Below are 26,946 nucleotides of genomic sequence, written 5' to 3' on the forward strand. Positions count from 1 at the left end.
CTACGAATACCGACAAATGTTCCGCTTTGACTGTTTGAATACAGCTGGTAACTGTTTTGATACTCTGACGTTATGAACTTCAACAACTTTACAATTAAAGCGCAGGAAGCTATACAAAAGGCTTCTGAAATAGCAGCCGGCAATCAGCAGCAAGCTATTGAGACGGCTCACATATTAAAAAGTTTGTTACTGGTTGATGAGAACGTTATCAACTTTCTTCTCAAAAAGCTGAACGTCAATTTAAACCGGCTTACAACCGTTCTGGACGCTCAGATTCAAAGCTTCCCGAAAGTGAGCGGAAGCGAAATATACCTCTCATCGTCTGCCAATACGGCCTTGCAGAAGGCGCAGACTTTCTTGAAAGAATTCAAAGATGAATTCGTTTCTGTTGAGCATATCCTTTTGGGTATTCTGTCTACGGGCGACAAGGTAAGCAACATGCTTAAAGACTCGGGCGTAAATGAGAAAGACCTTAAGAAAGCTATTACTGAGCTTCGGGGAAATACCCGGGTTACAGATCAAAATGCTGAGGCCACTTATAACGCTCTTAATAAATATGCCCGAAACCTAAATGAGTTTGCCGAATCCGGTAAGCTCGATCCGGTTATTGGGCGTGATGAGGAGATTCGAAGGGTTATCCAGATCCTGTCGCGCCGTACAAAGAACAATCCTATATTGATTGGTGAACCTGGTGTAGGTAAAACCGCAATTGCGGAAGGTATTGCATTCCGCATCATCCAGGGAGATGTGCCTGAAAATCTGAAGAGCAAAACTGTTTACTCACTTGATATGGGTGCGCTGATTGCGGGCGCCAAGTATAAAGGTGAGTTTGAAGAACGCCTGAAAGCGGTAATCAAGGAAGTCACTCAAAGCGATGGCGAGATCGTCCTTTTTATAGATGAAATACACACGTTGGTGGGTGCAGGCGGTGGCGAAGGAGCTATGGATGCAGCAAACATATTAAAGCCTGCCCTAGCCCGCGGCGAACTCCGTGCTATCGGGGCGACGACCCTAAACGAATATCAAAAGTACCTTGAGAAAGATAAAGCTCTTGAGCGTCGTTTTCAAAAGGTTATGGTCGAGGAGCCGGATACCCAGGATGCAATCTCCATTCTCCGGGGATTGAAAGAGCGCTATGAGACGCATCATAAAGTCCGGATAAAGGACGAAGCGATTATAGCTGCGGTTGAATTATCCCAGCGTTATATTTCTGATCGTTTCCTTCCGGATAAAGCAATTGACCTGATGGACGAGGCTGCTTCTAAACTTCGTTTAGAGATGGACTCGGTTCCCGAGGTTGTTGATGAGCTAAACCGGCGCATTATGCAACTGGAAATAGAACGCGAGGCGATTAAACGCGAAAATGATGAAAAGAAAGTAGCGGATCTAAGTGAAGAGATTGCCAACCTTTCCAACGAGCGGGATTCATTGAAGGCCAAATGGCAGGGTGAGAAAGACCTGGTAGATGGAATAAACAGCAAGATAGAACAAATAGAAAACTATAAGCTTGAAGCCGACCAGGCGGAACGCGCAGGTGACTATGGCCGTGTTGCTGAGTTACGTTATGGGAAAATTAAAGAAGCTCAGGACGAAGTGGAAACTCTGAAGAAAGAGCTTGTAGAAACCCAGCTTGATAGCCGCATGCTCAAGGAAGAAGTTACCGCAGAAGATATCGCCGGTGTGGTTTCACGCTGGACTGGTATTCCGGTGACGAAAATGATTCAAAGCGAACGCGAGAAACTCCTTCATCTGGAAGAGGAGCTGCATAAGCGGGTGGCGGGTCAGCATGAAGCTATCGAGGCCATCTCTGATGCCATCCGCCGTTCGAGGGCAGGTTTACAGGACAAACGTAAACCAATCGGATCGTTTATCTTTCTGGGAACAACCGGCGTTGGTAAAACCGAGTTAGCTAAGGCTTTGGCAGAGTTTCTCTTTAATGACGAGCACTCAATGGTTCGTATTGATATGAGCGAATATCAGGAGCGTCATTCAGTTTCCCGGTTGATTGGAGCTCCTCCGGGATATGTCGGATACGATGAAGGCGGGCAATTAACCGAAGCGGTTCGGAGAAAACCTTATTCAGTAATTCTGCTCGATGAGATTGAGAAAGCGCATCCGGATGTATTCAATATCTTATTGCAAGTGCTGGATGACGGCCGTCTAACCGACAATAAAGGTCGCGTAGTGAATTTTAAGAATACAATCATCATCATGACCTCCAATATAGGCTCTCATTTAATTCAGGACAACTTTAAAAATCTGAATGAAGATAACCGTGAAGAAGTTATTGCACGAACAAAAAGTGAGCTGTTCGAATTACTTAAACAAACGATTCGGCCTGAGTTTTTAAACCGGATTGACGAACTGATCATGTTTACCCCTCTTAACCGGGAAGAACTGCGTGAAATAGTTACGCTTCAGTTTAAAGGAGTTCAAGATACATTAGCAGAGATGGGCATACAGATCGAGGCTTCTGATGAAGCTCTTGATTGGCTGGCACAATTAGGTTATGATCCTCAATTTGGAGCGAGACCCCTAAAACGGGTGATTCAAAAACGCATCCTTAACGAATTGTCTAAAAGTATCCTTGGCGGTAAGGTGGATAAGGATAGCCGGATTAAACTGGATGTTTTCGATAATCAGTTTGTATTTATGAATTCAACTCCGGAACCTCAAATAAATAACCTGGAATCGTCGATATAATCAAGTGCGTTAGCGCAACGAAGCCGGCCAATTAAATGGCCGGCTTCGTTTTTTTTGTATCATTGCTAACCTTAAAAAATTATTTTATGAAGATAGCGTACGTTTGCTATGAGGATGTTGATAAATACACTTCCAACGTTGAAAATGAAGATCAGATACTCCTAAATTTTTTAACGAATAAAGGCTTGGACCTCACCATGGAAGTCTGGAACGATCCCACCGTGAATTGGGCAAGCTATGATCTGGCAATAATTAAATCTCCCTGGGATTACTTTGATAAGATCGAAGAATTTAATCACTGGCTGAATAAACTTGAAGATTTAAAGCTTGATCTTTTAAACCCTGCAAGCATCATCAAATGGAACAGCGATAAACATTATTTGCGCGAGATTGGCAATGCCGGGCTGAACGTCACGCCTACACTATATTTTGAAAAAGGTGAAATCCCTGATCTGGGTAGCTGCTTTGAAAAACTAAAAAGTGAAATGCTCATTGTGAAGCCATGTATTAGCGGGGGCTCAAAAAATACAATCAAAATCACCCGATCAAATCTGGTTGAAGTAACCACCTTGGTGCATGGCTACCTGACTAAAGAAGCCTATATGGTGCAGCCGTTCCTTAGAGAAATAGAAACCAATGGCGAATGGTCGTTCCTGTTTTTCAACGGAACCTTCAGCCACAATCTGCTGAAGAAAGCTAAAGCAGGAGATTTCAGGGTACAGCACTACCTCGGGGGAAGTATCCATCCGGAACCCGCACCGGCTCACTTGTTGAAATCCGCGAAGGAATATGTAGATCAGTTTGCAAAAGGCTGTCTGTACGCTCGCGTTGACGGACTGGAAGTAAATGGCGAATTCGTATTGATGGAGCTGGAATTAATCGAGCCTTTTTTGTTCCTGTTTACCAATCAGGACAGTTACGAAAATTATTTTATCGCGCTAACGGAAATGATCAGTACTCATAAAAGATAGGTCAGTCAGTTGAAAATTTGACGATTATGTGAAATCTCACTATTAGGCACAACCTTGTGCTATATCCCTCTAGCTTTGTATAAAAAAAGCCAGTCTTTAACTTCTAATAAGTTAAAGACTGGCTTCTTTAAATTAGCCTATAACAAGCTAATTATTGCATATTACTCGTTGTTTTGGACTTCAGGTTGTCGATAACATTTTTTGCCTGCTCTGTAACCTGGGCAAAACTATCAGCAGCTTTATCTTTAAAATTAGTGCTGAGATCGTTAAAGGAACTTCTTAGATTATCAGCAGTTTCTCTGCCCTTATCTGTTTTTAGCAAATACCAGGCGGCCGCTCCCGCTGCAAGTCCTACTAGTAGTACAGTCCCAATTGTTGATTTATTTCTGTCGTAGTTCATAAGATATTGTTTTTAGTTAACCATATAGAATAAATACCTTGCCAAAATTTTTGACAGTCACATTTTCTTTCTATTTCTCGTTTTCTTCATCCGTCAAACCTGTATTACCTTTTTCTAAATCCTCCTGCGAAGTTCCGCCAGCATTGGTAACATGATTTCTGGTGCGGTTCTGCTGCGTTCCATCAGTTAAATTCTGGTCGCTATAGCTATCCTGACTATGAGAACCGGGTCGGTTTGAACTCTTTTGACCATGGTTACCAATCCAGTGGATTTCCTTATTTTCACCTATACCCTGCTCATTAACCGGCTTTTCGTCTGCAATCTCTTCAGGTAAATTTTTGAAGCTGCCATCACCTTCCTTTTCATTATCAACTTCACGGCCAATATTACCATTGTTGTTCTGAGATTGAGAATCATCAACATTTTCGCTGATATTATCCTTATTGTTATTAGGGTTTTGCTCGTTCTGATCTGAAGACATAATAGTTAGTTTTAAACTCTTAACAACCATAATTTGCCATTGTTCTTTAAAAAAGAGATTCAATCGCTAAACAAGCACGGCTAAAGGAACGTTGTAGACAAACTCGATTGATGCACCTGTAATCGTGGTAGATATCATCAAACACTTGCTTATGTGCTAACGCTGTATATATGGATGAAAAACTGATAAAGACTATAGGGCTTATCGCCGGAATACTTACTGCCTCCTCACTGCTACCCCAGCTTATTAAAACTATCAAGACCAAAGAGGCCGAAGACGTCTCACCGTTTATGTTCTGGATGCTGGTGTCGGGTACGGGGCTATGGTCCTGGTATGGGGTATTGAGAGATGACCTGCCAATTATTATTACAAACGCTTTTTCTTTTAGCCTAAATATTGGGATGCTGGTTTTAAGAAGACACTATACCAAGAACGACTAAACAGATTATTCTTTATTTTCCGGTTTAGGTCGCGGTCCTCTTTTATAGATAATCAAGCCGTTTAAAAAGTTACGTAAGATCTGATCACCGCAGGGCTTGTAATTAGGATGATCTTCTTTGCGAAAAATCGCGCCTAACTCGCTTTTTGTAATCCGGAAATCTACAAGTTCCAGAATCTTTACTATATCGTCATCATTTAGCTTCAAGGCTACCCGAAGCTTTTTCATCACATCATTGTTGCTCATCTTTATGCAAATTTTGCTTGTATCTTATCTTTAAGCCTTTTATCTTGAAACTTCAATTTTCACTTTCCGGTTTTTTAGCTTTTCATCCTTGATCCGCGATAGCAAGGAATTAACCTTATTCCTTTTTACTGCAGCGTAAGCAGCAAAATCAGAAACTTCAATACGACCCAGGTCTTCCTTTTGCAGTTCGCCCTTTTTCAACAGTAAACCTACAATATCAATTTTGTTGATCTTATCTTTTTTACCTGCTGCAATGTACAAGGTAACCCAGGGAGTATTTTCAGGTAGCTTAGCTTCTGCTGGTAAGGTTTCTATTTCAGGAATTGAATCGAGGAAAGATGGTTTTTCATCTTCAGAAAGGATCAGATAGGCGGTTCCAGTGGCGTTCATACGTGCGGTGCGTCCGTTACGATGGAGAAATGCTTCTTTAGTATGTGGCAACTGATAATGAACTACGTATTCTATCTCCGGAATATCCAGACCGCGAGACGCCAGATCAGTAGTGATTAACAGCCGGTGACTTCCATTCCTAAACTTCAGCAAAGCAAGCTCCCGGTCCTCCTGATCCATTCCGCCATGAAAAACATCATGTTCTAAGCCACTGTTCCACAAAGTTTGGCTTATGCGATCTACCGCATCCCGATGATTGCAAAAAACCAAAGTAGGTTTACTGCCTATCTTGCAGATCAGGGCGAACAAAGTCTCCAGCTTATCGGTAGCAGCAGAAATAACTGCCTTGATCTCCAGGTCAGGTGCAGTATTGGCATCACTTAAAAAATCAATCTCTACCGGATTTTTCACACCTGTGAATGAAGGAAGCTCATTCATCCGGGTAGCCGAAGTCAAAACTCGCTTTCTCAAAGATGTAAGGTGCCTGACGATAAAGGCCATATCAACTTCAAAACCAAATTCAAGTGATTTATCGAACTCGTCCAGAATTAAGGTTTGTATTGTTGAAGGATCAAAATTAGCTGCGCGGATGTGATATGCAATACGCCCTGGCGTTCCGATCAGAACAGCAGGCAACTGGCTCAGGTTGTTTTTCTCTACCCTTGTGGAATGACCGCCATAACAGCAATTTACCTTAAAACCGGTTTGCATCGCCTTAAAAACTTGTTCAATTTGTAATGCAAGTTCACGGGAGGGTACTAATATTAATGTCTGGATGCAGGAAACATCAGAACTCAGCTGTTTTAATATTGGCAACAAAAACCCAAGCGTCTTGCCAGACCCGGTAGGTGAAAGTAATATAACGTCTTTTTCAGCTGCTGCGTTAATTGAAGCTAGCTGCATTTCATTTAACGCAGCAATTTTTAAAGTGCCTAATACTTTTTCTATCATGGTGTTTCTGTTTTGCAAAGGTAATGGAATAATCAGTTCAAGTTCATCTCATTCGGAAGCGCGATCTGCGCATTAAGAGCTAACAATTTAACCACTTGTTTAACTTATTATTTTTTCTGTGACATATGCGTCAATTAGCTATTTTAGCGCTATAATATCATCTTACACTATAAATACAGCACTTTACACTTAAATGAAAGATTACTTTTCTACCACTTTAAAACATGCCTTTCCGGCTGTACTCTCAGCCATCTTGTTATTCAACTCTTCCTGTCAATCCACTTCTGAAGCTCGGGCCACTCAAGATTCGATCCTTACAGAGCACAATGAATCCAAACCGCAGCAAGCTGAACCAGCTGGTGTAAAAACAGAAGGTACACCGGCTTCTGCAGCTGCCATCCTAGCTCGTGAGCAGGTGCCAATCTTATGTTATCACCAGATCCGCAACTGGAGAGCAACAGATTCTAAAGCTGCCAAAGATTATATTGTTCCGGTAAATGAGTTTAAAGCCCAAATGAAAATGCTGGCTGATAGTGGTTATAATACCATTCTTCCCGATCAGCTATTAAGCTATCTGAAATACGGCACTAAACTGCCATCTAAACCGATCATGCTAACCTATGATGATACGGTTATTGATCAGTACACCGTAGCCCGGGAAGAAATGAAAAAGTACGGTTTCAAAGGGGTCTTCTTTATCATGACCGTTTCACTTGGCCGTCCAAATTATATGAGCAGAGACCAGGTAAAGACCCTATCGGATAATGGTCACGTAATTGGCTCTCACACCTGGGATCATCATAACGTTAAAAAATACAAGGGCGAAGATTGGGTTACCCAAATAGAGAAGCCAACCAAGACATTAGAAGAAATCACCGGAAAAGACATCAAATACTTTGCTTATCCATTCGGTTTATGGAACCCGGAAGCAATTCCCGAGCTTAAAAAACGTGGCTTTGACGGTGCTTTTGTACTGGCTGAAAAACGTGATGAAAAAGACCCGTTGTTCACCATCAGAAGAATCATAGCCAGTGGTTACTGGAGCCCCCGAACTTTACACAATAGCATTGTAAACAGTTTTGACGGTAAGTAACAACATTGAAACTGAATGGTATAGTTTCTGTTATCATTATTCTGTAAATTCATTAGTTCAAAAAAAACTTAATAAGATGAAGAAGATTTTAATTCTTACACTGATTGCCGGAATGTTTTCAACGTTAAACGCTGCCGCGCAGCAGGATAAAAGTAAAAGGCCTAGTCCGCCTGCAAAGGTTTCAGAAACCATCTCATCCGGTGCAACCATTTCCATCGACTACAGCCAGCCTTCAGTGAAAGGCCGTACTATCGGAAAAGAAATTGCCACCTTCGGGGAAGTTTGGCGTACAGGCGCTAATGAAGCTACCGTATTTGAAACTGATAAAGCTGTGCAAATAGAAGGCAAATCCCTTCCTGCTGGAAAATATAGCCTGTACACCATTCCTGGTGCAGATAAGTGGACTATTATCTTTAACAAAACATGGAAACAATGGGGAACTGTTTATAAGGATACCGAGGACGCTCTTCGGGTTGATGTTAAGCCGGCAAAGGCTCCGGCCACAACCGAGAAGATGACCTTTAATATCACTAAAAACGGTCAGGTTTCTTTACTATGGGGTGATACCCAAGTTGATTTCCAGGTAAAATAAAACCACGTAAAAATTTATAAAAGCTCAGACTAGTCTGGGCTTTTTTTATGCAGTTTAATTTTAAGGATTTTGTTTACTTTACGAAAAAATGAAGTATGCAGAAACCTTACCTGATTTGTATAATCCTCTCTATCAGCACCTCTCTTTTTCTCTACTCTTGTAAAAACCAAACCTCTCTGGCTACTGATAAACCTGACGGCAAAGATTTCTTTACGCAGGATGAAAAGCCTGATTCAATCTCACCGGCGGGAATAATAGAACTGCAAATTCCATCTTCAGGATCAACTCTATACGGTTTTGCCTATACCGCTAATGGGATTGGTCCCCATCCCACCGCAGTATTATTACATGGCATGCCGGGAAACGAGCGCAATCTGGATATAGCTCAAAACTTGCGCAGAGGCGGCTATAACATAGTCTATTTTGATTACCGTGGTAGTTGGGGTTCCGAAGGTAAATATAGTTTCCCTAACAGTTTGGATGACACAGAGGCCGTTATCAAATATATTACTGATTCGTTGAACCACGAACGATTGAAAATTGATACGGCGAGAATTGCATTGGTTGGCCATAGTATGGGCGCGGGGGTGGCCCTTATAAATGGCATAAATAGTAAGAACATAAAAGCTATTGCGGGCATATCTGTTTTCAATCCATACACTGTTTTGCAAGGGGAAAGTGCCGCAGGCCATTTGCTTGAGTTAAGGGAATACATTCTAACTTTAGGCATGTTAAACACCAATGCAGAGGCGTATCTAAAAGAAATGGTAATCCATGTGGATGATTACAATATAGAAAAGATGGTGGCCGTTACTGAAAAACCAGTGTTGGTAATCGACGAACATAAAAACAATGAGTACCTTGCTAAGTATATAAAGAAAAAGAACCTAACGTACAAAATATGGGATACTGATCACGCCTTTACTAACCGGCGAATTGCCTTATGTACCGAACTAAAAAACTGGCTTGATCAAAATCTTTAATGATAAATCCTATCTGAAATCTATAAATGTCCGCATCTGAAATAAAACAAACCCGACTGAATAAATATATCAGTGAAACCGGTTTTTGCTCAAGGCGGGAGGCCGATAAACTGATTGAACAAGGAAGAGTAACATTAAACGGGCTCAAGCCAGAAGTTGGAACCAAGGTAACGGACGGCGACGAGGTGCTGATAGATGGCAAACCACTAAACGATAAAAAAGATCCGATTTATATCGCTTTTAATAAACCTGTGGGTATAACATGCACAACCGAGCGACATATCAAAGGGAATATCATTGATTTCATAAAACATCCGGAAAGAATCTTCCCTATCGGCCGGCTGGACAAGCCCTCTGAAGGTTTAATATTTTTAACCAGTGATGGCGACATTGTAAACAAGATCTTACGCGGAGGCAATAATCATGAAAAAGAATACCTGGTTACGGTTGATAAACCGATATCCCGGGAATTCATAAGAAAAATGGCCAACGGGGTACCCATTTTGAACACCATTACCAAAAAATGTAAAGTCAACCAGGAAAACAAACAACGTTTTAGAATAATTCTAACCCAGGGTCTTAACCGCCAGATCAGGCGAATGTGCGAAGTTCTGGGTTATCATGTGGTTAGATTAAAACGAGTCCGCATTATGAACGTTAACCTGGATGGCCTTAATGCGGGACAATGGCGATATCTAACTGCACATGAAATCGATTATATCAATGAACTTGTATCTGATTCTGTAAAAACTGAAGAAGCCTCGTTAAGCGACTTCTCTGAATAGGAAAGGCTAAAGTTACTTAATCGATTTTATCTCGTAATTTTTACCATTGAAACTAAATTTAGCTCCAGCCTTTTGCTTGATTAATTGCGCACCTATGGGAGATGCTGAGGAAATGACAAAATATTTGTCGCCATCAAGATCTACCTGCCCAATGCTGATAGCCAGGTAAAAGATCCCATGGTTAGTAAAAGCAAGGCTGCCGTTCTGCACCGTATCACTTGTATTCTCGGGTTCCATCCGCTCTAGAAAAGTCCTTAACTTTTGGGCTTCTCCCAATTGAAGGGTTTGACGGTCTATATCCTGCTGCATCATTGCCCTGCCTGTTTCGTATTTATCGCCTGCACTGCTTTTTGTATCATCTGTTGACGAATCGCGGGCTACTTTAATCGCCTCTGTGGCTGTTTCAATACGCTCATCTGCGTAAGAGATGCATAGGTTGTATAGCCTTGTTTTAATATCACTCATTGTATAATAACTGTTTTTTAATATGATGTTATCGGATTTAAAAGCCATAACATCAACGAAATGTAAGATTGGTATGCCCAAACTTTCTAACTTTCGCCGGACATTCACGAATTTAACATTTTTCCTCGTCAGGGCTTACTGCTAACACTCGAATCGGAAGGATATGACCATATTCTGTTTCTTCTTCCAATCTGTGCCATTAATTTTACAAGAGTATGGTGTAAGATTTTATCGATCTCCGCTATTTCATTGTCCATATTCTAACGCTTTTGCTTTTAGGATCTAACACATCCTCAATTTTTTAAGGATTGCTCTCCCCCTGCTTTGCAGTGCGGCCTTGCCATCGTGTAGAAGAAAAACAATCTCTGCTTCAAGTTCCTCCCTGATCCATGGAAAGTGAGAGCGCAAATTAAATAACGCCTCCATGCAGTAAACCTTGACGGCAACAGGTGTCTTAGGATTAATAAGCCATTCAAAAGTACTTTCCACTACGTCATCCAGCATATAATGTTCGGAGATCCGTAGTTGCTTTGAGTGGCCGGTACGAGTCAAAGAAGCTAGTATTTTTGTAAAATGCCTGCGACAACTTTGATTTGCTTGCTTTGGGTAACGGACCAGAAATTCAACAACATAAGGCTGAAAACCATCCAGGTCACTCAATGCCAAATGTTCCAGAATCCAGGCAGCACGGAAAGCAACTTCCTTTTGCGGATAAAAAGTCAGATCGATTAAATCTGAGATAGGAAGGTCCGATTTGGATAGTATCGCTGATAAGCTCGCAACTTTAGCTTTAACCAGCGTTCGCGAAAGCTCCTCCAGCAGTGCCGGTCTATCCATATTCCATTATCCCAGTTTAGTTTGCAAATTGTCAAATCCTCAAAAAGCTTCCGTATCTACCTGAAAATCCGTACTTTTGCACCTCATTTTATTAAGCATGATTACAGTATCCAATCTATCTCTCCGTTACGGAAAAAGAACTCTGTTTGAGGACGTAAACTTAAAATTTATCCAGGGCAATTGCTACGGGATAATCGGTGCAAACGGCGCCGGTAAGTCAACGTTCTTGAAAATACTCTCTAAAGAAATAGATCCATCAAGCGGCTCGGTGTCTTTTACGCCGGGCGAACGTATGGCGGTTTTGACTCAGAATCATTATGCCTTTGATGAATTTCCGGTTATTGAAACGGTAATGATGGGGCATAAGGAGCTTTTTTCGATCATGAAAGAGAAAGATGCGCTGTATGCTAAAGAAGATTTCACCGACAAAGACGGCGAACGAGCCGGAGAATTGGAAAACCTCTTTGCTGAAATGGATGGATGGAACGCTGAAAACAATGCTGCTACCATGCTCAGCAATCTGGGCATTAAGGAGGAGTTCCACTTCAAACTTTTAAAAGAGCTGGACAACACTCAAAAAGTTCGGGTTTTACTCGCACAAGCCTTATTCGGCAAACCGGATATCCTGCTGCTGGATGAGCCTACCAACGATTTGGATATTCAAACTATTGCCTGGCTGGAAGATTTTCTTGCTAGTTATGAAGGAATAATTTTGGTTGTATCTCACGACAGGCACTTTTTAGATACGGTTTGTACTCACGTTGTGGATATCGACTTTAGTAAGATGAATATTTACACGGGTAACTATTCTTTCTGGTATGAATCAAGCCAGTTAGCATCCCGTCAGCGATCAGATCAGAATAAGAAACTGGAAGACAGGGTGAAAGAACTTCAGGAATTTATCCGTCGTTTTTCAGCCAATGCGTCCAAATCAAAACAAGCAACCAGTCGTAAAAAGGCGCTGGATAAAATTAATATCGAAGACATTCAGCCGTCTAACCGAAAGTATCCGGCTATTCTGTTCAATAACTTTACTCGGGATGCAGGGGATCAAATCCTGCAGATCGAGAACCTGAAGAAAGAATTAAACGGAGAAGTTTTATTCTCTGGGATCAACCTGATGGTTAATAAAGGAGATAAAATTGCAATTTTATCAGAGAATAGTTTAGCTACTACCGCATTCTATGATATCCTTTCAGGGAGAGACCCCGATTACAGCGGCACGTTCAAATGGGGTGTAACGATCAATGTGGCTGATATCCCCAATGATAACTCTGCCTACTTTGAAGGCAAGAATGAGAACCTGATTGACTGGTTACGCGAGTATTCTGAAGGTGACAAAGACGAGCAGTTCGTAAGGAGCTTTTTAGGCCGTATGCTATTCTCAGGTGAAGAAGTACTGAAAAAATCATCGGTACTCTCCGGAGGAGAAAAAATGCGTTGTATGTTTTCGCGTATGATGCTTCAACAAGCGAACATGCTCATGTTTGATGAGCCAACCAACCACCTTGATCTGGAATCAATTACTGCATTAAACAACGGCATGAAAGATTTCAAAGGTGTAATTCTGTTCACTTCACGTGACCATGAGCTAACAGAAACTGTAGCGAACCGCATTGTAGAACTTACTCCAGGCGGAATCATCGATAAACTAATGACCTACGACGAATATATCAATAGTGATGTGGTTAAACAGCAGCGTGAAGAATTGTACTCAATGGCTTAAGGATATCACAACATAATTATTAAAAAGCCGTCGCGAAATAATTTCGCGACGGCTTTTTTAGTTTATAACGCCTTTTCTTAGCCTGATGGTCCTGTCAAACTAAACTAGGATTAAAAGCTCACTTGTTCAGTTCTGCGCCCCCTGCTCTTCCGTTCCTACCTTCTTTGGACGAGACTAAATATGCAAGAGGAAGGTACCTTGCTCGGGTCTTGCCACTAATTTAGCGGCAAGACACGAACAAGGTACGAACCAGACCTGGCCAAAATAGCTACATTCATCATCAATGGCCTGCGTGGCCATCTATTCCGTGAGCGTGGCCATGAGATAGCTCATCAGCAGTGGCTTCACGTACTTCCATTATTTTCCCAATAAAATGCAGATCCTGGCCGGCCATAGGGTGGTTAAGATCTACAGTTACAGCGTTGTCAGAAATTTCGGCTACACGCGCTTTAAATTGATTGCCTTCATTATCCTGTAAAGGAATGAAAGAATCAATTTGCGGATGCTCCATGTCTTTAAACATGTCAATCGGCAATTCAGCAACTGCCTTATCGTCTTTATGACCATAAGCATCTCCGGCCACCAAGTGGAAATCATAGGTATCGCCAGCATTTAAACCTACCAGGTTTTCTTCAAACTTTGGCAACATCATGCCCACGCCGTATAAAAATACCAGCGGGTTGCTTTCATCCGCTTTTTCAACGAATACTTCTTCGCCATCTTTATTCGTGTACAGATCGTAAGTTAGCGCTACCACGCTGTTCGGTTGAATATTCATCTTTAAAATATTATTAAGTAAGAGAGCAGAATAGCGATGCATAAGTTGAATGGTTCTGCTTCAAACCCAGGTTAAGTAATTTGTTTTAGTGCATCGGTTACATGTTCAACAGGCATTTGGCAAGTTCTGTTTTGACAGACAAATATCCTGGTTTCCTCACTCCATTTATCAGTCAGCAAAGGTAAACTTCCTGCTTTACCGCCCAAAAGAATTTTATTGGGAATATAATATTTTTCCAGTTCAGCCCTTTTCTCTTCTGCCTCAGGGCCCGAAATGGCGATCTCATATATTCCAAATACTTCGTTTAATAGCAATATCGCCCAGTTGGAATATCCTGAACCATATGATTTCATAAACGGCAGAACATTCTTAAGCATCTGCGAGGCCTTATCCAGGTAGCTGTTATCATCAAAAAAGTGGCCTAATTTAAGAAGGTTATTGGCCATAGCCGAGTTGGACGATGGCATCACATTATCAAAGATCTCCTGTTTGCGAGCAATTAATTCTTCTCCTTTATTGCTTGTGTAAAAGAACATTCCGCTTTCATCGTCAAAAAAATGATCAATAGTATGATCAGTAAACAAGCGTGCCTGAAAGAGCCATTTCTCATCAAAAGTCGCTTCGTATAATGAGATCAAACCCTCTGTTACAAATGCGTAATCATCTAAAAATGCTGTTTCATAATCGGCTTTCTTTCTGGACGGCCCTTGATAAACCCGAATAAGCTCATTGTCACTCACCATACTGCGGAGCAAAAATTCAGCGTTAGTCTCTGCGATTTTCAAGAATTCAGGCTCTTTAAAAACCCGGTAAGCATCCGCATACGCTTTCAGCATCATGCCATTCCAGGAAGCGAGAATCTTGTTGTCAAGGCCCGGCCGAACTCTTTTGGAACGATGATCGAGTATGCGCTGATTCGCTGATGAAATCTTCTCTATGAGTTCCTTTTCGTTGAGTCCGAGTTTTGTTGCCAGGTCTGCGTCATCGATTTTCCTCAGGAATATATTCGTTTGCTCCTCCTCCCAATTGCCATCCTCGGTAACATGATAATATATACTAAATAATTCTTCATCTTTACCCAGTATCTTACGAAGTTCATCCCGAGTATAAGTATAGAATTTTCCTTCTACGCCTTCACTATCAGCATCTAAAGCCGAGTAAAATCCGCCGTCGGGCGATGTCATCTCTCGCTTAATAAACTCCAGCGTCTGATACACTACTTTTTTATAGAGGTCTTCCGGATCGAACTGATAGGCTTCCGAATACAGTGAAACTAGCTGTGAGTTATCGTAAAGCATTTTCTCAAAATGCGGGACATGCCATTGGCCGTCGACCGAATAGCGTGCAAAGCCCCCACCAATCTGATCGTATATACCGCCCTTAGCCATCTTCTCCAGGGTCAACTTAGCAACAATGCGAGCAGACTGGTCGTTCATCAGATGAGCATAGCGCAGCATAAATAGCCAGTTATTGGGTAGTGGAAACTTGGGAGCACGGTTATACCCTCCTTCCGACATATCGAAAGAGCGTTTCCAAACTTCGAACATCTCGGTTAAGTGCTCCCTTGAAAATTCTGCTGCCTCGGTGTTGCGTATTAACTGCTCGCTTTGTCTGATGCCTTCAGTGAGCTTTTCAGCATACTGAACTGCTTCGGCAGGCTTTTCGCGCCAAAATTCTGAGAGATTGAGTAACAAGTTTATCCAGTCTTTTTTAGGAAAATACGTCCCACCGTAAACCGGACGCTGGTCAGGTAAACAAAAACAGTTAAGCGGCCACCCCCCTCTTTCGGTCATTAACTGAACGGCATTCATGTATATCTGATCAATATCCGGTCTTTCCTCCCGATCGATCTTGATACACACAAAGTGACGGTTCATAATCTCGGCAACCTGTCCGTCTTCAAAGCTTTCATGTTCCATCACATGACACCAGTGACAAGCGGAGTAGCCAATACTTACCAGAATCAGCTTGTTCTCATTCATGGCTTTATCCAAAGCTTCCTTGCCCCATGGGAACCATTCCACCGGATTATAAGCGTGTTGTAAAAGGTACGGCGAGGTTTCGCGGGCGAGTTTGTTTGGCATATTCGTAGTGTTCAATGTAAAGTTAAAAATATGAGGGCTTGAAATTTTGCTAGATTTAAACTTTTATCCAGCACATGAAGATTACGCACACAGATATCTATCGATTCAGTATTCCTATGGAGCCCTTTGCTATTGCCACAGGTACCATGAATTTTGCGCAAAATGTTTTTATCCGGGTGCACACCGACTCAGGAATTTATGGAGTTGGCGAATGTTCTGCATTTCCGATGATCGTAGGAGAAACTCAAGATACCTGCCTGGTAATGGCCAAAGAATTTGCAGCGCTTTGGAAGGGTAAGGATCCATTAGAACTGGAAGCAAGGTTAACTGACCTGCACAACTTTACGGCCGGCAACACAACCATAAAAAGTGCCTTTGATATGGCACTGTATGACATCGCTGCAAAAAATGCGAACCAGCCGTTATATAAATATTTGGGAGGTACAAAGAAGGAAGTGGAGACTGACATCACCATTGGCATTGGAGCCATTGATGAGATGGTTAAAACGGCGGCAGACTTAAAGGACCAGGGAGCAACAATGATCAAGGTTAAGCTGGGAAAGGATGTTTTAAAAGACATTGCCATAATGGAAGGCATCCGCAAAATTACAGGTCGGGAAATGATTCTGCGTATTGATGCTAACCAGGGTTGGACCTTTGATGAGGCCGCTGAAGCGCTGACGGGAATGGGAGATTTGAATATTCAATTCTGTGAACAGCCGATGAGAAGCTGGTTTGACGACAGGTTGCCGGAATTGCGTATGCTTTCTCCGGTTAAAATTATGGCGGATGAAAGTTGTTATGATCACCATGACGCCAGAAAGCTGATCAGCACTGGTTCCTGCGATTACATTAATATCAAATTTTCAAAGTCCGGCGGCATTAACGAAGCGCTAAAGATCCATGAAGTTGCACAGAAGGCGGGCATTCCGTGTATGATGGGTGGTATGCTCGAAAGCCGGATTGCACTAACCGCAAAGTTACATTTCGTGTACAGCTGCAGTAATGTGCAATTTTTTGATATGGACACCTGCATGCTGGGGCACCTGGCAGATCCGGCTACCAGTGGTGTTCGATACAACGGCTTTCACCTCGAACTTGCGGATATGCCGGGTATAGGTGCGGATGCCAACGAAAACTTTTTGAAGGATTGTGAAATGTGGAGTATCTGATTATGAGTATTGAGACTTTAGATTTGAGAAATGAGAATTAAGCGGGCTATCACTTAATCCGAAAATCATCTAGTTCACCGAGATCTCCGTTAAATACGTTCATGTCAACTTTGTGCTGTATTCCGTTTACCCGAGCCTTGTCTGAGTGTTGCCAAAAATTCCACTTCATCTGCCGGGAGAGTGGCCTTAGTTTGGAACGATAATAGTGAGCGATCCAAAGTGGGTAACTGTCAAAGTCACCAGCAAGATTGTCCTCATAGAATTTATACCCTGTGTAAATGATCGGCTTTACGCCAACTTCCTTCTCAACCTCCCTTAAAAACTTCATTACATTCTCTTGAAATTCAGCTCTGGTTTCTGTCCCACGTTCCTCCAGATCAAGTACAGGCAGCATATCCCCTTCTTCAAAATTAACCGTTTGCAAAAAGAAGCGGGCTTGCCAGTAACCAGATTTATTTGGTTTAAAATAGTGATAGGCGCCACGAATGATACCGACCTTCTTCGATTCGTTCCAGTTACGTTGAAATTTACGGTCAGCTAACAGCACCCCTTCGGTTGCTTTAATAAATGAAAAGCGGATATTAACATCATTGTCTTCCATTTCGGCTATTTTCTTCCAGTTTATTTGGCCCTGATACCAGCTGACATCAATGCCATGTATCTCGAAGCCTTTAGGGATCCGGATATTATAGGAGTCATAGTGTGGATACTCGTTATCCCCAAATGGGCTCAGCATCCATTGAACTGCAGCGACCGACCTGGAATAAATTGCACCATAGTAAAAAGGGATGAACAAAAGCAGGGGAAGGCTAAGCCACCACCATGAGAAATAGCGGACTGGCTTTTTCTTTTTTTTGATTCTTACAGTTTTTCGGGGGATAGTAGAAGTCTTGGCCAGAAGTATAATTGTAGAAAGACCTGCCGTTTAAATCAGCAGGTCTGTTGTATGGTGTTTAAGAAAATGATTATTTACTTAATTCAGCAAAGTATTTGTGAAACAATGGAATGGTCTCGATGCCTTTATAGAAATTAGCAATGTCATATTTTTCATTGGGTGAATGCAGGTTATCGCTGTCGAGACCAAAGCCCATCAAAACAGTTTTAATACCTAATTCTTTTTCAAACAAAGCAACTATTGGAATACTGCCTCCACCCCTTGTTGGAATTGGGTCTTTTCCAAAAGATTCGGCAATAGCTTTTTGAGCCGCCTTATATGCAACGCTATCGGTAGGCGTTACCACAGGCTCGCCACCATGATGAGGCGTAACTTTCACCTTTACATATTTAGGGGCAATTTTCGCGAAATGATCAGTAAACAACTTCGTGATCTTATCAGATTGCTGGTTAGGCACCAGGCGCATGGAAATTTTGGCGTTTGCTTTTGAAGGAAGTACCGTTTTAGCGCCTTCTCCAATGTATCCTCCCCAGATACCATTGACTTCAAGGGTGGGGCGGGTACCTGTACGTTCAAGAGTGGAATAGCCCTTTTCGCCCCATAATTCCTCCACACCCAAATCGTCCTTATACTCCTGTTCGTCGTATGGGGCTTTGTTCAGATCGTCGCGCTCAGCCTGGCTTAGGGCAAGAACATCATCGTAAAAACCTGGAATCTGAATATGATTGTTTTCATCATGCAAAGAAGCAATCAGCTTGGCTAATACAGTGGCCGGATTAGCCACTGCTCCCCCATAAACACCGGAGTGCAGATCGCGGTTTGGACCTGTTACCTCTACTTCAAGATAGGACAAACCCCTCAGACCGGTTTCCAGGGATGGATGCTCTAAACTGATCATAGAAGTATCAGAAATTAATACCACGTCTGCCTGCAAGCGCTCTTTGTTCTCTGTTACGAAAATCCCGAGGTTATTTGATCCTACTTCCTCCTCCCCTTCGATCATGAACTTAACGTTACATGGTAAAGTGTTGGTTTTGATCATCAGTTCAAATGCCTTAACATGCATATAAAACTGACCTTTATCATCACATGCACCTCTTGCAAATATTTTACCGTCGCGAATGGTTGGTTCAAACGGCGGGGTTTTCCATAACTCTAATGGATCTGGTGGTTGAACATCATAGTGTCCATAGACCAGAATAGTTGGCTTAGCAGGATCGACCATCTTCTCACCGTATACAATAGGATAACCTGCGGTTTGACAGACCTCTACCTTATCTGCGCCAGCCTCTTTCAACTTACCCGCAACGTAGTCAGCAGTTTTTAGAACATCATCTTTGTATTTCGGATCAGCGCTAACCGATGGAAACCTTAATAACTCAAAAAGTTCGTCTAAAAAGCGCTGCTTATTAGCATCTACATATTCTTTTATCTCTTGCATTTTTCCTCAATATGAATTGTGAACTAATGATAATGAAGCCTTCCTGTGCCTTCGAACGTTAACGATTCGGAGGGACATGAGTGTTTCAATGTTTCAAGCAAATATATAAATCTATTAACAGGCAATTCATTTCTACCACGCATTTTAAGAACAATAATTCTAAAAATGCATGTATAAATAAATTCAAAGTAGTTCCCACAATAAAACCTTTGACATAACGCCAAAAAAATCAAAGGTATTGCAGAAACAGTATGCGGCATATACTTCCTGTGGCTACCGAAGCACATTAATTCCCCACTCCCGACTGAAAAGTATTTTAATCAGTATTAGTAAAAATCTTGTCAAAGACCAGCCGGTCACAGCATATCAATCCCACCTTTTTTCGGTCAATATCCACTACCCTAAAAGTATCCAGTACTTCAGAACAGGCATAAATTACCCGAGGAATTAGAAAGATCTAACTGTTAAATGCTTAATCCCAGCTTGATAAACTTTTACTATCTCTATCAGGAGAAGGGTTGAAATTTGGAAGGTAATCCAAATTATTCAAGTGTTGATCTGCAGTAACAGCAATGTTCACTTGAGGATCGGCAGTGCTATTACCAACATATGTAAATCCCAGGGAAATGGAACTTAAAGCTGCGAATGCTACTAAAGCGATTGCATTTTTTTTCATTATAAGGAGCTTGAGGCGTTTAACTTAATTTTTGTTAGTGGAGGGCGTTTATTAGTCCCACTGACTTGTGTCCTTTTTATTTAATACTTTCCCTGTGTTATTTGAATCCGGTTGAGCACTTTCTTCCTTTTTGCAGGAAGTGATTCCTAAAACCGACATTACGATTACTGCTAATAGTACTTTTTTCATTTTCCTTTTATTGAGAGGGTTTATTTAGTTGAGATTTGTTTCGGACAGAATTAGTCCCACTGACTAGTATCTTTCTTATTCAATACTTTTGTAGTATTTTCAGTTTGTGGCTGTGCGACTTCTTCTTTTTTGCAGGAGGTCATACCTATAACCGCCATAGCGATTACAGCAAATAGTACTTTTTTCATGTCTGTTTTTGAGAGAGTTTAATTAGTTGAGATTTGTTCCGGACCGACTTAGTCCCACTGGCTAGTATCTTTCTTATTCAATACTTTTGTAGCAGTTTCAGTTTGTGGCTGTGCTACTTCTTCTTTTTTGCAGGAAGTCATACCTATAACTGCCATAGCGATTACAGCAAATAGTACTTTTTTCATGTTCTGTTTATTGAGAGGGTTTATTTAGTTGAGATTTGTTCCGGACCGAATTAGTCCCACTGGCTAGTATCTTTCTTGTTCAATACTTTTGTAGCATTTTCAGTTTGTGGGTGTGCGATTTCTTCTTTTTTGCAGGAGGTAATACCTATAACCGCCATAGCGATTACAGCAAATAGTACTTTTTTCATGTCTGTTTTTGAGAGAGTTTAATTAGTTGAGATTTGTTCCGGACCGAATTAGTCCCACTGGCTAGTATCTTTCTTATTCAATACTTTTGTAGCAGTTTCAGTTTGTGGCTGTGCTACTTCTTCTTTTTTGCAGGAGGTAATACCTATAACCGCCATAGCGATTACAGCAAATAGTACTTTTTTCATGTTTTGTTCTTGAGAGGGTTTATTTATTTATTCTTTATTTCAGATTAATTAGTCCCATTGACTAGTATCTTTCTTATTCAATACTTTTGCTGCATTATCAGTTTGCGGCTGCGCACCTTCTTCTTTTTTGCAGGAAGTCATTCCAATCATGACAACTGCAATTACTGCTAGTAGAACTTTTTTCATGTTTCCTTTGTGTCTTTAGGTTTATAATATTTATTTATGGTTTAATAACCTGACAATTTTGTTAACCAAATATATAAGATTAACTACATATACAAGAATTATTTTTATTTTTTGTTAACCTGTATATAAATCACTTATATTTGGTTAGCAATATATGTCAATTAAGTTAACAGACAAACAGTTACAGTTACTAATTAATGCGATAAAAAACCGCGTCAATGAACTCAATGACATTATTAACCCACTTCTACAGGAGTTAGCGGAGCATGAAACATTCTTAACGAAATATACTAGCGACCCGCTAACCAATTCAGTTTTCAGCGAAACAAATCAATCATTTGAACTCCTGCCCTGGTCAAAGAAAATCACTCGAATACTGCACGAGTCGCAAAGGTTTATGACCACAAATGAAATCGTAGCGGAAATTATTAGACGAATTCCGGGGTTAGCCGAAGAGACTAGTACACGGTCATCTGTAGCTTCAATTTTAAGCCGGCGTTCAGGAAAACTTTTCAAAAAGATAGAAGACAAATATGGCCTGATCGAATGGAAGAAATAGAAAATTACACTCTTCTTATACTTTAAACAATAACGATTCACCTTTTTGGCAAATTCAGTCATAATACGTAACCTTACAACAACATTTTAAAAGTGATGTCTTAATGAGGTTTCTAGTATTTATAATATTTTTATTATATCTTAATAATTTAGCCTATTCTCAGAATTCAGCTTCTCCAAAGGTTGATACTTTAGAGATCATTAAATTAAATCAATTGGGCTATGAAAATCGGTTAACCGATCCAAATCAAACCCTGTCGTATGGTCTGAAAGCACTAAAGTTATCGCGACAGGCTAAGTACCTGAATGGGATAGCCGAATCATACCGAGTGATTGGGATCGCTAAATCATACCAGAATAAGAACGAAAGTGCAATCGAATCGTTTCTAAACTCTTTGAGTTATTTTCAAAAAATTGGAAATAGAGATGGTGAAGCGAAAGTCTATAATAACATCGGCAACTTATACAGGAATGTTGATTTTGATAGAAGTCTCGAATACTTTCATAAATCTCTTGAAGTAGCGCAAGAGCTAAATATTAAGGACTTAATAGCAGGGCTAAATTTAAATATTGGGACCGTCTTTCAAAAGAAGCAACTCTATACCCAGGCACTCGCCAGCTACCAGAAAAGCATCAAGTATTTTACTGAGATTGATAACTCCACAGGTCTTACTCAGTGCATGCAAAACATTGGCGTTACCTATTATAAATTGAGCCGCTTAAAGGAATCAGAGAAATATTTGAAACAGGCTATACAAAAGGCCAAGGGTAATGATTTAAACTTTGTAGTGGCAGCAAGTAATCTAACCCTATCATCCGTATATATAGCCATCGGAAATTATGATGCTGCACACGAATCTATCGATGAGGGGATCACTTATTCTAAGTTGATTAACGATACTCGCCTCGAATACGATTATACCTTTACTCTATTCGAGCTTGAAAACCGAAAAAAGAATTACAAGGCAGCACTAGGATATCTTAAGCAGATATACACTGAGGACAGTCTTACTTATAAGAACAACGAGTCAGTAAAACTTACGTTAAGGGATAAACAATACCGGCAACAAGCTAAACAGCTTGAGAATGACCGGATCATATTAGAGCAAAAATATACAAAGACATTATTTTGGGCCAGCAGCGCAGTGGCCGCACTTGCCATTTTTGCTATCTTCCTTCTTATCAGGAATAATAGAAAGTCGGCTAAAACCAATAAGCAACTGTTGAGGCTTAACCAGGAAGTTCTTCAACAGAAAGAGGATCTTGACAGGATCAATCATAGTCTTGAAGAAATTATTGATGAACGTACTAAAGACTTGAAAATTAAGAACAACAAGCTTTCTGAGTACTCGTCTCACCTGTCGCATCAGATCCGTAGTCCGGTTGCCACTATAAAAGGGCTGTTAATTTTGGAATCTGAAAAATTGATTGAGCACGAAGAGTTAATCGAGCAACTGCAGGTTTGCGCTGAGGATATTGATAATAAGATTCTGAATATTAACGAAACTTTAAATAATAACGAAAAGCATAGCCTTCACTCGTAAATACCTGTAATTTCAACTCGTTGAAAACTATACTGCCCCTTCTCAAATCTCTTTCTTAATTTAGCAGCCAAAAAAAGGAGCGGATTTTGAATTATTTACAGGGATTAAATCCTTCGCAGCAAGCGGCAGTGAGACAGACCGAAGGACCAGTGATGATTGTTGCCGGTGCGGGTTCAGGTAAGACGAGGGTGATCACCTGCAGGGTAGCATACCTGATAGAAAAAGGGGTTGATCCATTTAATATTCTCGTTCTTACGTTCACCAATAAAGCAGCCAAGGAAATGCGGGAACGTATTACCAAAGTTGTGGGTGCCGAGGCAAAGAACATCTGGATGGGAACCTTCCATTCCGTGTTCGCTAAAATCTTACGGGTCGAAGCGACCAAAATAGGCTATCCATCAAATTTTACGATCTATGATACTGATGATAGTAAAAGTCTTATAAGAGCTATCTTAAAAGAACAACAGCTTGATGACAAGTTGTACAACGCCAACTTCGTTTATAACCGGATATCAACTGCTAAGAACAACCTGATCTCTCCTGCCGAATACTTGCAAAACGAACATATACAGGCTGAAGACTTTTCAACGGGTCGTGGAAAGCTAGGCGAAATATACCAGGTTTATGCACAGCGCTGCTTTAAGGCTGGCGCCATGGACTTTGACGACTTACTGTTCAAAACGAATGTCTTGTTAAGGGAGCATGCAGACGTGCTTTACAAGTATCAGAATAAGTTCAAGTTTCTGATGGTTGATGAGTACCAGGACACCAATTTTTCGCAGTACCTGATTGTGAAACGACTGGCTGCAATCAATGAAAATATCTGTGTAGTTGGAGATGATGCTCAGAGTATTTATGCCTTCAGGGGCGCAAATATTCAAAACATACTAAATTTCGAAAAAGACTACCCCGATTTGAAGGTCTTTAAACTGGAGCAGAACTACCGGTCAACTCAGAATATTGTAAATGTAGCCAACAGCATTATCGCCAATAATAAAAATCAGCTTCAGAAGAATGTCTTTTCGGAGAATGAAACTGGCGATAAGATTAAGGTTTTAAGAGCATTCAGTGATAATGAAGAAGGGAAAATAGTAGCCGAGGCAATTGCTCAGGAAAGAGCGAATAAGGGTTCGGATTTCCATGACTTCGCGATCTTATATCGTACCAATGCTCAGTCAAGAGCAATGGAAGAGGCTTTGAGGAAGCTGAATGTGCCGTATAAGATATATGGTGGACTCTCCTTCTACCAGCGCAAAGAGATTAAGGATCTGATTGCCTACTTCCGATTAACCTTCAATCCAAACGATGAAGAGGCCATAAAAAGAGTAATCAATTATCCACGCAGGGGAATTGGCGATACATCGTTAGAACGGATAATCATCGCGGCTGACCAACATAACTTGACTATATGGGATATCATTTGTGAGGCCAATAAATATCTTGATTCCAGGACTGCAGGTGCGGTAAGTATCTTTGCTACACTGATTCAAAGCTTCCAAGTGATGGCAAAAACCCACTCAGCTTATGATACGGCTTTACATATAGCGCAACATTCCACGCTTCTAAAAGATCTTTATGCGGATAAATCTGTTGAAGGGTTAAGCAGATACGAGAATATACAGGAGCTTTTGAACGGTATAAAAGAGTTCAGCGAAAGGGAAGACATTGAAGAGCGGGGACTCGATATTTTTATGCAGGATGTCGCTTTGCTTACAAATGATGACAACGACAAAAATCCGAATGCTGACACTGTTTCGTTGATGACCATCCACTCGGCAAAAGGTCTTGAATTTGACAACGTGTTTGTAGTAGGTTTGGAGGAGAATTTATTTCCCTCTCAAATGTCTTTGAATTCCCGCACAGACCTTGAGGAAGAGCGACGCCTTTTTTATGTAGCGACAACACGGGCCGGTAAAAAGCTTACCCTCTCCTATGCGACCTCCCGCTATCGTTGGGGTACTCTAACCAGTTGTGAGCCGAGTCGCTTTCTTGATGAGATTGATGCCCAATATCTGGAACTTGATTTTAAGCCCAAAGAGAAGATTTCGGGCAACCCATTTTTTGATAACGAACGGTCAGCCTGGCAACAGAAAGAAACCTTTAGCAAACCTAAGCCAGCAACTGCACCCAGAACCACCTCCATTCTTCCTAAGGCCCACGTCCCTACTGAAGGCTTTGCGCCAAGTGATACTTCTAAATTACAGGTAGGTATGGAAGTTGAACACGAGCGATTTGGCTTTGGGAAAGTCATAAATATGGAAGGCAATAAACCGGATATTAAGGCCACCATCTTTTTTAAAGATCTAGGTCAGAAACAACTCCTGCTAAAGTTTGCCAAACTTAGAATTGTGAATTCCTAATCACAGATTTTTATACAACGCTACCAGGTGAATTTTCCTGTGAGGATGTTTTCGATAATTCTAAATATTGTATATACAATAAGCGAAGCCGGAATGAGCGCAATGATGTAGTATACAACTTTCTTCGAAATGTGTGAAAAATTAGGGAAATGCGGGAAGTGTAAGTGTGCCATATTACGGAGTTAAAAACCTGTTAAACAATACCTTACTTAAATAAATTTACTGAAAATTTGAATCATTGCCTATAATCGCCTGAAAAAAAATTGCCCATAATATATATCCACTTGGAAATCCGCGGGGGGAACTTTAAGTGTATAAGAAAATAACTTATATTTACCTCCGCCTAATGTTAGCTTGTATTTGCCAACATACTTAAATAGTCATCCAGCATGATTATAAGGAAACCCTAAGTAAAATTTATTAATTTAATTCCCGTTTTAACACTTATTCCTGTTTCCTCAACAGTTTATAAATAACAGTAAATGACATTTGATTATAATACCACCAGAAGGAAGCTGATCCTTGCCGAGTACGGCCGCAATGTGCAGAATATGGTAAAGTATATTGTTGAACTACCAACTAAGGAAGAGCGCAACCGATATGCGCAGGTGGTGATCGACCTGATGGGTTTCTTGAATCCGCACTTAAGAGATGTAGCTGATTTCAAACATAAGCTATGGGATCATTTGCACATCATATCTAATTTTAAGATTGATGTGGACTCTCCCTATCCAAAGCCTTCTGAAGATGCGATCCGTTTTAAACCAGCTCCTTTAGCTTACCCGCAACAGCGTATACGGTATAAGCACTATGGAAAAACTGTGGAATTGATGATCAGCAAGGCACGTGCAATTGAAGAACCGGCGCGCAAGCAACATATGATCCAGGCAATAGCCAACTTTATGAAGATGGCTTATGTGACGTGGAACAAGGATACGGTGGCAGATGAAACCATTATTAAAGATCTGCGGGAGATGTCAAACGGCGATCTGCAGCTTCAGGAGAATGTTAATTTAAACCGGGTAGAGTTCCGCCCACCGACGCCAGTAAACCGTCAACGCACTAATACTAATCAGAACAAAAACCGGAACAGCAACCGCAATAATCCAGGTAATAACAGGCCGCAACGGAGTAATGGCGGGAAACGCTATTAACTGATTAATTTATGCCACTGATACTTCAGAAACTTCCTACATTTTCTGTCTTTAACAGTTAGAAATTATAGATAGAAAGCAACATTTTTACGAATTTAC

31 protein-coding genes are annotated in these 26,946 nt (G+C 41.0%); 13 read left to right on the forward strand and 18 right to left on the reverse strand.

Annotated elements, in window-relative coordinates; genetic code table 11:
• The first annotated feature begins 72 nt into the window (after positions 1-72).
• Both clpB and AC1MCB_RS10150 read left to right on the forward strand, forming a co-directional pair.
• Positions 73-2,703 (forward strand): ATP-dependent chaperone ClpB, encoded by a 2,631-nt coding sequence (clpB, locus tag AC1MCB_RS10145; RefSeq protein WP_479968637.1) that lies wholly within the window; start codon positions 73-75, stop codon positions 2,701-2,703.
• Positions 2,704-2,789: 86 nt separating this feature from the next.
• Complete coding sequence (locus AC1MCB_RS10150; RefSeq protein WP_479968638.1) at positions 2,790-3,674, forward strand: ATP-grasp domain-containing protein; 885 nt, start codon at positions 2,790-2,792, stop codon at positions 3,672-3,674.
• Between the two features lie 151 nt (positions 3,675-3,825).
• On the opposite strand, the gene AC1MCB_RS10155 is transcribed toward AC1MCB_RS10150, so the two are convergent.
• Positions 3,826-4,074, reverse strand: a complete 249-nt coding sequence (locus tag AC1MCB_RS10155) for a YtxH domain-containing protein (protein WP_479968639.1) — start codon at positions 4,072-4,074, stop codon at positions 3,826-3,828.
• 70 nt (positions 4,075-4,144) lie between these two features.
• Entirely contained in the window at positions 4,145-4,555 is a 411-nt protein-coding gene (locus AC1MCB_RS10160; RefSeq protein ID WP_479968640.1) for a hypothetical protein, read from the reverse strand.
• A gap of 170 nt (positions 4,556-4,725) precedes the next feature.
• Between AC1MCB_RS10160 and AC1MCB_RS10165 the strand changes: the two genes are divergently transcribed.
• On the forward strand, positions 4,726-4,995 hold the full coding sequence (locus AC1MCB_RS10165; RefSeq protein ID WP_479968641.1) for a SemiSWEET family sugar transporter: 270 nt from the start codon (positions 4,726-4,728) through the stop codon (positions 4,993-4,995).
• A gap of 5 nt (positions 4,996-5,000) precedes the next feature.
• Here the strand turns inward: AC1MCB_RS10165 and AC1MCB_RS10170 are convergent, their stop codons facing one another.
• Together AC1MCB_RS10170 and AC1MCB_RS10175 are read right to left on the reverse strand one after the other, a co-directional pair.
• Complete coding sequence (locus AC1MCB_RS10170; protein WP_479968642.1) at positions 5,001-5,240, reverse strand: DUF1456 family protein; 240 nt, start codon at positions 5,238-5,240, stop codon at positions 5,001-5,003.
• Positions 5,241-5,279: 39 nt separating this feature from the next.
• Positions 5,280-6,581, reverse strand: a complete 1,302-nt coding sequence (locus tag AC1MCB_RS10175) for a DEAD/DEAH box helicase (protein ID WP_479968643.1) — start codon at positions 6,579-6,581, stop codon at positions 5,280-5,282.
• 193 nt (positions 6,582-6,774) lie between these two features.
• On the opposite strand from AC1MCB_RS10175, the gene AC1MCB_RS10180 reads away from it, so the two are divergent.
• The 4 genes from AC1MCB_RS10180 (at position 6,775) to rluF (ending at position 10,034) form a co-directional block, all read left to right on the forward strand.
• A complete protein-coding gene (locus tag AC1MCB_RS10180; RefSeq protein WP_479968644.1) occupies positions 6,775-7,674 on the forward strand; it encodes a polysaccharide deacetylase family protein in 900 nt (299 codons plus the stop codon).
• Between the two features lie 76 nt (positions 7,675-7,750).
• A complete protein-coding gene (locus AC1MCB_RS10185) occupies positions 7,751-8,266 on the forward strand; it encodes a DUF2911 domain-containing protein (RefSeq protein ID WP_479968645.1) in 516 nt (171 codons plus the stop codon).
• A gap of 95 nt (positions 8,267-8,361) precedes the next feature.
• Entirely contained in the window at positions 8,362-9,249 is an 888-nt protein-coding gene (locus tag AC1MCB_RS10190) for an alpha/beta hydrolase family protein (protein WP_479968646.1), read from the forward strand.
• Positions 9,250-9,275: 26 nt separating this feature from the next.
• Positions 9,276-10,034, forward strand: coding sequence for a 23S rRNA pseudouridine(2604) synthase RluF (gene rluF, locus AC1MCB_RS10195; RefSeq protein ID WP_479968647.1), 759 nt, complete (start codon positions 9,276-9,278; stop codon positions 10,032-10,034).
• 12 nt (positions 10,035-10,046) lie between these two features.
• On the opposite strand, the gene AC1MCB_RS10200 is transcribed toward rluF, so the two are convergent.
• The gene (locus AC1MCB_RS10200; protein WP_479968648.1) at positions 10,047-10,499 is read right to left on the reverse strand and encodes a 3-oxoacyl-ACP synthase; all 453 of its coding nucleotides are present in this window, start codon (positions 10,497-10,499) and stop codon (positions 10,047-10,049) included.
• A 282-nt stretch (positions 10,500-10,781) separates the two neighbouring features.
• A complete protein-coding gene (locus AC1MCB_RS10205; RefSeq protein WP_479968649.1) occupies positions 10,782-11,336 on the reverse strand; it encodes a hypothetical protein in 555 nt (184 codons plus the stop codon).
• A gap of 97 nt (positions 11,337-11,433) precedes the next feature.
• Between AC1MCB_RS10205 and AC1MCB_RS10210 the strand changes: the two genes are divergently transcribed.
• A complete protein-coding gene (locus AC1MCB_RS10210) occupies positions 11,434-13,062 on the forward strand; it encodes an ABC-F family ATP-binding cassette domain-containing protein (protein WP_479968650.1) in 1,629 nt (542 codons plus the stop codon).
• A gap of 280 nt (positions 13,063-13,342) precedes the next feature.
• Here AC1MCB_RS10210 and AC1MCB_RS10215 read toward each other — a convergent pair whose 3' ends face one another.
• Positions 13,343-13,840, reverse strand: coding sequence for an FKBP-type peptidyl-prolyl cis-trans isomerase (locus AC1MCB_RS10215; RefSeq protein WP_479968651.1), 498 nt, complete (start codon positions 13,838-13,840; stop codon positions 13,343-13,345).
• 71 nt (positions 13,841-13,911) lie between these two features.
• On the reverse strand, positions 13,912-15,924 hold the full coding sequence (locus tag AC1MCB_RS10220) for a thioredoxin domain-containing protein (RefSeq protein WP_479968652.1): 2,013 nt from the start codon (positions 15,922-15,924) through the stop codon (positions 13,912-13,914).
• 74 nt (positions 15,925-15,998) lie between these two features.
• Between AC1MCB_RS10220 and AC1MCB_RS10225 the strand changes: the two genes are divergently transcribed.
• Complete coding sequence (locus AC1MCB_RS10225; RefSeq protein ID WP_479968653.1) at positions 15,999-17,096, forward strand: mandelate racemase/muconate lactonizing enzyme family protein; 1,098 nt, start codon at positions 15,999-16,001, stop codon at positions 17,094-17,096.
• Positions 17,097-17,145: 49 nt separating this feature from the next.
• Here AC1MCB_RS10225 and AC1MCB_RS10230 read toward each other — a convergent pair whose 3' ends face one another.
• From AC1MCB_RS10230 to AC1MCB_RS10270, 9 genes are all read right to left on the reverse strand, one after another.
• Positions 17,146-17,892, reverse strand: coding sequence for a glycoside hydrolase family 25 protein (locus AC1MCB_RS10230; protein WP_479968654.1), 747 nt, complete (start codon positions 17,890-17,892; stop codon positions 17,146-17,148).
• 169 nt (positions 17,893-18,061) lie between these two features.
• On the reverse strand, positions 18,062-19,432 hold the full coding sequence (locus tag AC1MCB_RS10235) for a dipeptidase (RefSeq protein ID WP_479968655.1): 1,371 nt from the start codon (positions 19,430-19,432) through the stop codon (positions 18,062-18,064).
• A gap of 472 nt (positions 19,433-19,904) precedes the next feature.
• Entirely contained in the window at positions 19,905-20,108 is a 204-nt protein-coding gene (locus AC1MCB_RS10240) for a hypothetical protein (protein ID WP_479968656.1), read from the reverse strand.
• Between the two features lie 51 nt (positions 20,109-20,159).
• The gene (locus tag AC1MCB_RS10245; RefSeq protein ID WP_479968657.1) at positions 20,160-20,297 is read right to left on the reverse strand and encodes a hypothetical protein; all 138 of its coding nucleotides are present in this window, start codon (positions 20,295-20,297) and stop codon (positions 20,160-20,162) included.
• Between the two features lie 50 nt (positions 20,298-20,347).
• Positions 20,348-20,485, reverse strand: coding sequence for a hypothetical protein (locus AC1MCB_RS10250; protein WP_479968658.1), 138 nt, complete (start codon positions 20,483-20,485; stop codon positions 20,348-20,350).
• A 48-nt stretch (positions 20,486-20,533) separates the two neighbouring features.
• Positions 20,534-20,671, reverse strand: a complete 138-nt coding sequence (locus tag AC1MCB_RS10255) for a hypothetical protein (protein ID WP_479968659.1) — start codon at positions 20,669-20,671, stop codon at positions 20,534-20,536.
• Between the two features lie 50 nt (positions 20,672-20,721).
• Complete coding sequence (locus AC1MCB_RS10260) at positions 20,722-20,859, reverse strand: hypothetical protein (RefSeq protein ID WP_479968660.1); 138 nt, start codon at positions 20,857-20,859, stop codon at positions 20,722-20,724.
• A gap of 48 nt (positions 20,860-20,907) precedes the next feature.
• A complete protein-coding gene (locus tag AC1MCB_RS10265; RefSeq protein WP_479968661.1) occupies positions 20,908-21,045 on the reverse strand; it encodes a hypothetical protein in 138 nt (45 codons plus the stop codon).
• A gap of 48 nt (positions 21,046-21,093) precedes the next feature.
• Positions 21,094-21,231 (reverse strand): hypothetical protein, encoded by a 138-nt coding sequence (locus AC1MCB_RS10270; RefSeq protein ID WP_479968662.1) that lies wholly within the window; start codon positions 21,229-21,231, stop codon positions 21,094-21,096.
• Between the two features lie 154 nt (positions 21,232-21,385).
• Here AC1MCB_RS10270 and AC1MCB_RS10275 point away from each other — a divergent pair, with 154 nt between their 5' ends.
• From AC1MCB_RS10275 to AC1MCB_RS10285, 3 genes are all read left to right on the forward strand, one after another.
• Positions 21,386-21,790, forward strand: a complete 405-nt coding sequence (locus tag AC1MCB_RS10275; protein ID WP_479968663.1) for a hypothetical protein — start codon at positions 21,386-21,388, stop codon at positions 21,788-21,790.
• Positions 21,791-21,893: 103 nt separating this feature from the next.
• On the forward strand, positions 21,894-23,333 hold the full coding sequence (locus AC1MCB_RS10280; RefSeq protein ID WP_479968664.1) for a tetratricopeptide repeat protein: 1,440 nt from the start codon (positions 21,894-21,896) through the stop codon (positions 23,331-23,333).
• An 86-nt stretch (positions 23,334-23,419) separates the two neighbouring features.
• On the forward strand, positions 23,420-25,693 hold the full coding sequence (locus tag AC1MCB_RS10285) for an ATP-dependent helicase (RefSeq protein WP_479968665.1): 2,274 nt from the start codon (positions 23,420-23,422) through the stop codon (positions 25,691-25,693).
• A 20-nt stretch (positions 25,694-25,713) separates the two neighbouring features.
• Here AC1MCB_RS10285 and AC1MCB_RS10290 read toward each other — a convergent pair whose 3' ends face one another.
• On the reverse strand, positions 25,714-25,866 hold the full coding sequence (locus tag AC1MCB_RS10290; protein WP_479968666.1) for a hypothetical protein: 153 nt from the start codon (positions 25,864-25,866) through the stop codon (positions 25,714-25,716).
• A 309-nt stretch (positions 25,867-26,175) separates the two neighbouring features.
• Here AC1MCB_RS10290 and AC1MCB_RS10295 point away from each other — a divergent pair, with 309 nt between their 5' ends.
• Positions 26,176-26,847 carry a DUF4290 domain-containing protein gene (locus tag AC1MCB_RS10295; RefSeq protein WP_479968667.1) on the forward strand — a complete coding sequence of 224 codons (672 nt, stop codon included), beginning with the start codon at positions 26,176-26,178 and terminating at the stop codon, positions 26,845-26,847.
• The last annotated feature ends 99 nt before the right edge of the window (positions 26,848-26,946 follow it).

The sequence above is a fragment of the Daejeonella sp. AP26 genome (assembly GCF_056680515.1).

Excerpts from the sequence above, each read along its gene's own strand:
- clpB (WP_479968637.1), top strand. The coding sequence starts at position 73 with ATGAACTTCAACAACTTTACAATTAAAGCGCAGGAAGCTATACAAAAG.
- AC1MCB_RS10295 (WP_479968667.1), top strand. The coding sequence starts at position 26,176 with ATGACATTTGATTATAATACCACCAGAAGGAAGCTGATCCTTGCCGAG.
- AC1MCB_RS10210 (WP_479968650.1), top strand. The coding sequence starts at position 11,434 with ATGATTACAGTATCCAATCTATCTCTCCGTTACGGAAAAAGAACTCTG.
- AC1MCB_RS10150 (WP_479968638.1), top strand. The coding sequence starts at position 2,790 with ATGAAGATAGCGTACGTTTGCTATGAGGATGTTGATAAATACACTTCC.
- AC1MCB_RS10265 (WP_479968661.1), bottom strand. The coding sequence starts at position 21,045 with ATGAAAAAAGTACTATTTGCTGTAATCGCTATGGCGGTTATAGGTATT.
- AC1MCB_RS10165 (WP_479968641.1), top strand. The coding sequence starts at position 4,726 with ATGGATGAAAAACTGATAAAGACTATAGGGCTTATCGCCGGAATACTT.
- AC1MCB_RS10160 (WP_479968640.1), bottom strand. The coding sequence starts at position 4,555 with ATGTCTTCAGATCAGAACGAGCAAAACCCTAATAACAATAAGGATAAT.
- AC1MCB_RS10240 (WP_479968656.1), bottom strand. The coding sequence starts at position 20,108 with ATGAAAAAAAATGCAATCGCTTTAGTAGCATTCGCAGCTTTAAGTTCC.
- AC1MCB_RS10235 (WP_479968655.1), bottom strand. The coding sequence starts at position 19,432 with ATGCAAGAGATAAAAGAATATGTAGATGCTAATAAGCAGCGCTTTTTA.
- AC1MCB_RS10250 (WP_479968658.1), bottom strand. The coding sequence starts at position 20,485 with ATGAAAAAAGTACTATTTGCTGTAATCGCTATGGCGGTTATAGGTATG.
- AC1MCB_RS10290 (WP_479968666.1), bottom strand. The coding sequence starts at position 25,866 with ATGGCACACTTACACTTCCCGCATTTCCCTAATTTTTCACACATTTCG.
- AC1MCB_RS10255 (WP_479968659.1), bottom strand. The coding sequence starts at position 20,671 with ATGAAAAAAGTACTATTTGCTGTAATCGCTATGGCAGTTATAGGTATG.
- AC1MCB_RS10275 (WP_479968663.1), top strand. The coding sequence starts at position 21,386 with ATGTCAATTAAGTTAACAGACAAACAGTTACAGTTACTAATTAATGCG.
- AC1MCB_RS10215 (WP_479968651.1), bottom strand. The coding sequence starts at position 13,840 with ATGAATATTCAACCGAACAGCGTGGTAGCGCTAACTTACGATCTGTAC.
- AC1MCB_RS10200 (WP_479968648.1), bottom strand. The coding sequence starts at position 10,499 with ATGAGTGATATTAAAACAAGGCTATACAACCTATGCATCTCTTACGCA.
- AC1MCB_RS10205 (WP_479968649.1), bottom strand. The coding sequence starts at position 11,336 with ATGGATAGACCGGCACTGCTGGAGGAGCTTTCGCGAACGCTGGTTAAA.
- AC1MCB_RS10180 (WP_479968644.1), top strand. The coding sequence starts at position 6,775 with ATGAAAGATTACTTTTCTACCACTTTAAAACATGCCTTTCCGGCTGTA.
- AC1MCB_RS10155 (WP_479968639.1), bottom strand. The coding sequence starts at position 4,074 with ATGAACTACGACAGAAATAAATCAACAATTGGGACTGTACTACTAGTA.
- AC1MCB_RS10190 (WP_479968646.1), top strand. The coding sequence starts at position 8,362 with ATGCAGAAACCTTACCTGATTTGTATAATCCTCTCTATCAGCACCTCT.
- AC1MCB_RS10245 (WP_479968657.1), bottom strand. The coding sequence starts at position 20,297 with ATGAAAAAAGTACTATTAGCAGTAATCGTAATGTCGGTTTTAGGAATC.
- AC1MCB_RS10225 (WP_479968653.1), top strand. The coding sequence starts at position 15,999 with ATGAAGATTACGCACACAGATATCTATCGATTCAGTATTCCTATGGAG.
- AC1MCB_RS10170 (WP_479968642.1), bottom strand. The coding sequence starts at position 5,240 with ATGAGCAACAATGATGTGATGAAAAAGCTTCGGGTAGCCTTGAAGCTA.
- AC1MCB_RS10260 (WP_479968660.1), bottom strand. The coding sequence starts at position 20,859 with ATGAAAAAAGTACTATTTGCTGTAATCGCTATGGCGGTTATAGGTATT.
- rluF (WP_479968647.1), top strand. The coding sequence starts at position 9,276 with ATGTCCGCATCTGAAATAAAACAAACCCGACTGAATAAATATATCAGT.
- AC1MCB_RS10175 (WP_479968643.1), bottom strand. The coding sequence starts at position 6,581 with ATGATAGAAAAAGTATTAGGCACTTTAAAAATTGCTGCGTTAAATGAA.
- AC1MCB_RS10220 (WP_479968652.1), bottom strand. The coding sequence starts at position 15,924 with ATGCCAAACAAACTCGCCCGCGAAACCTCGCCGTACCTTTTACAACAC.
- AC1MCB_RS10270 (WP_479968662.1), bottom strand. The coding sequence starts at position 21,231 with ATGAAAAAAGTTCTACTAGCAGTAATTGCAGTTGTCATGATTGGAATG.
- AC1MCB_RS10185 (WP_479968645.1), top strand. The coding sequence starts at position 7,751 with ATGAAGAAGATTTTAATTCTTACACTGATTGCCGGAATGTTTTCAACG.
- AC1MCB_RS10280 (WP_479968664.1), top strand. The coding sequence starts at position 21,894 with ATGAGGTTTCTAGTATTTATAATATTTTTATTATATCTTAATAATTTA.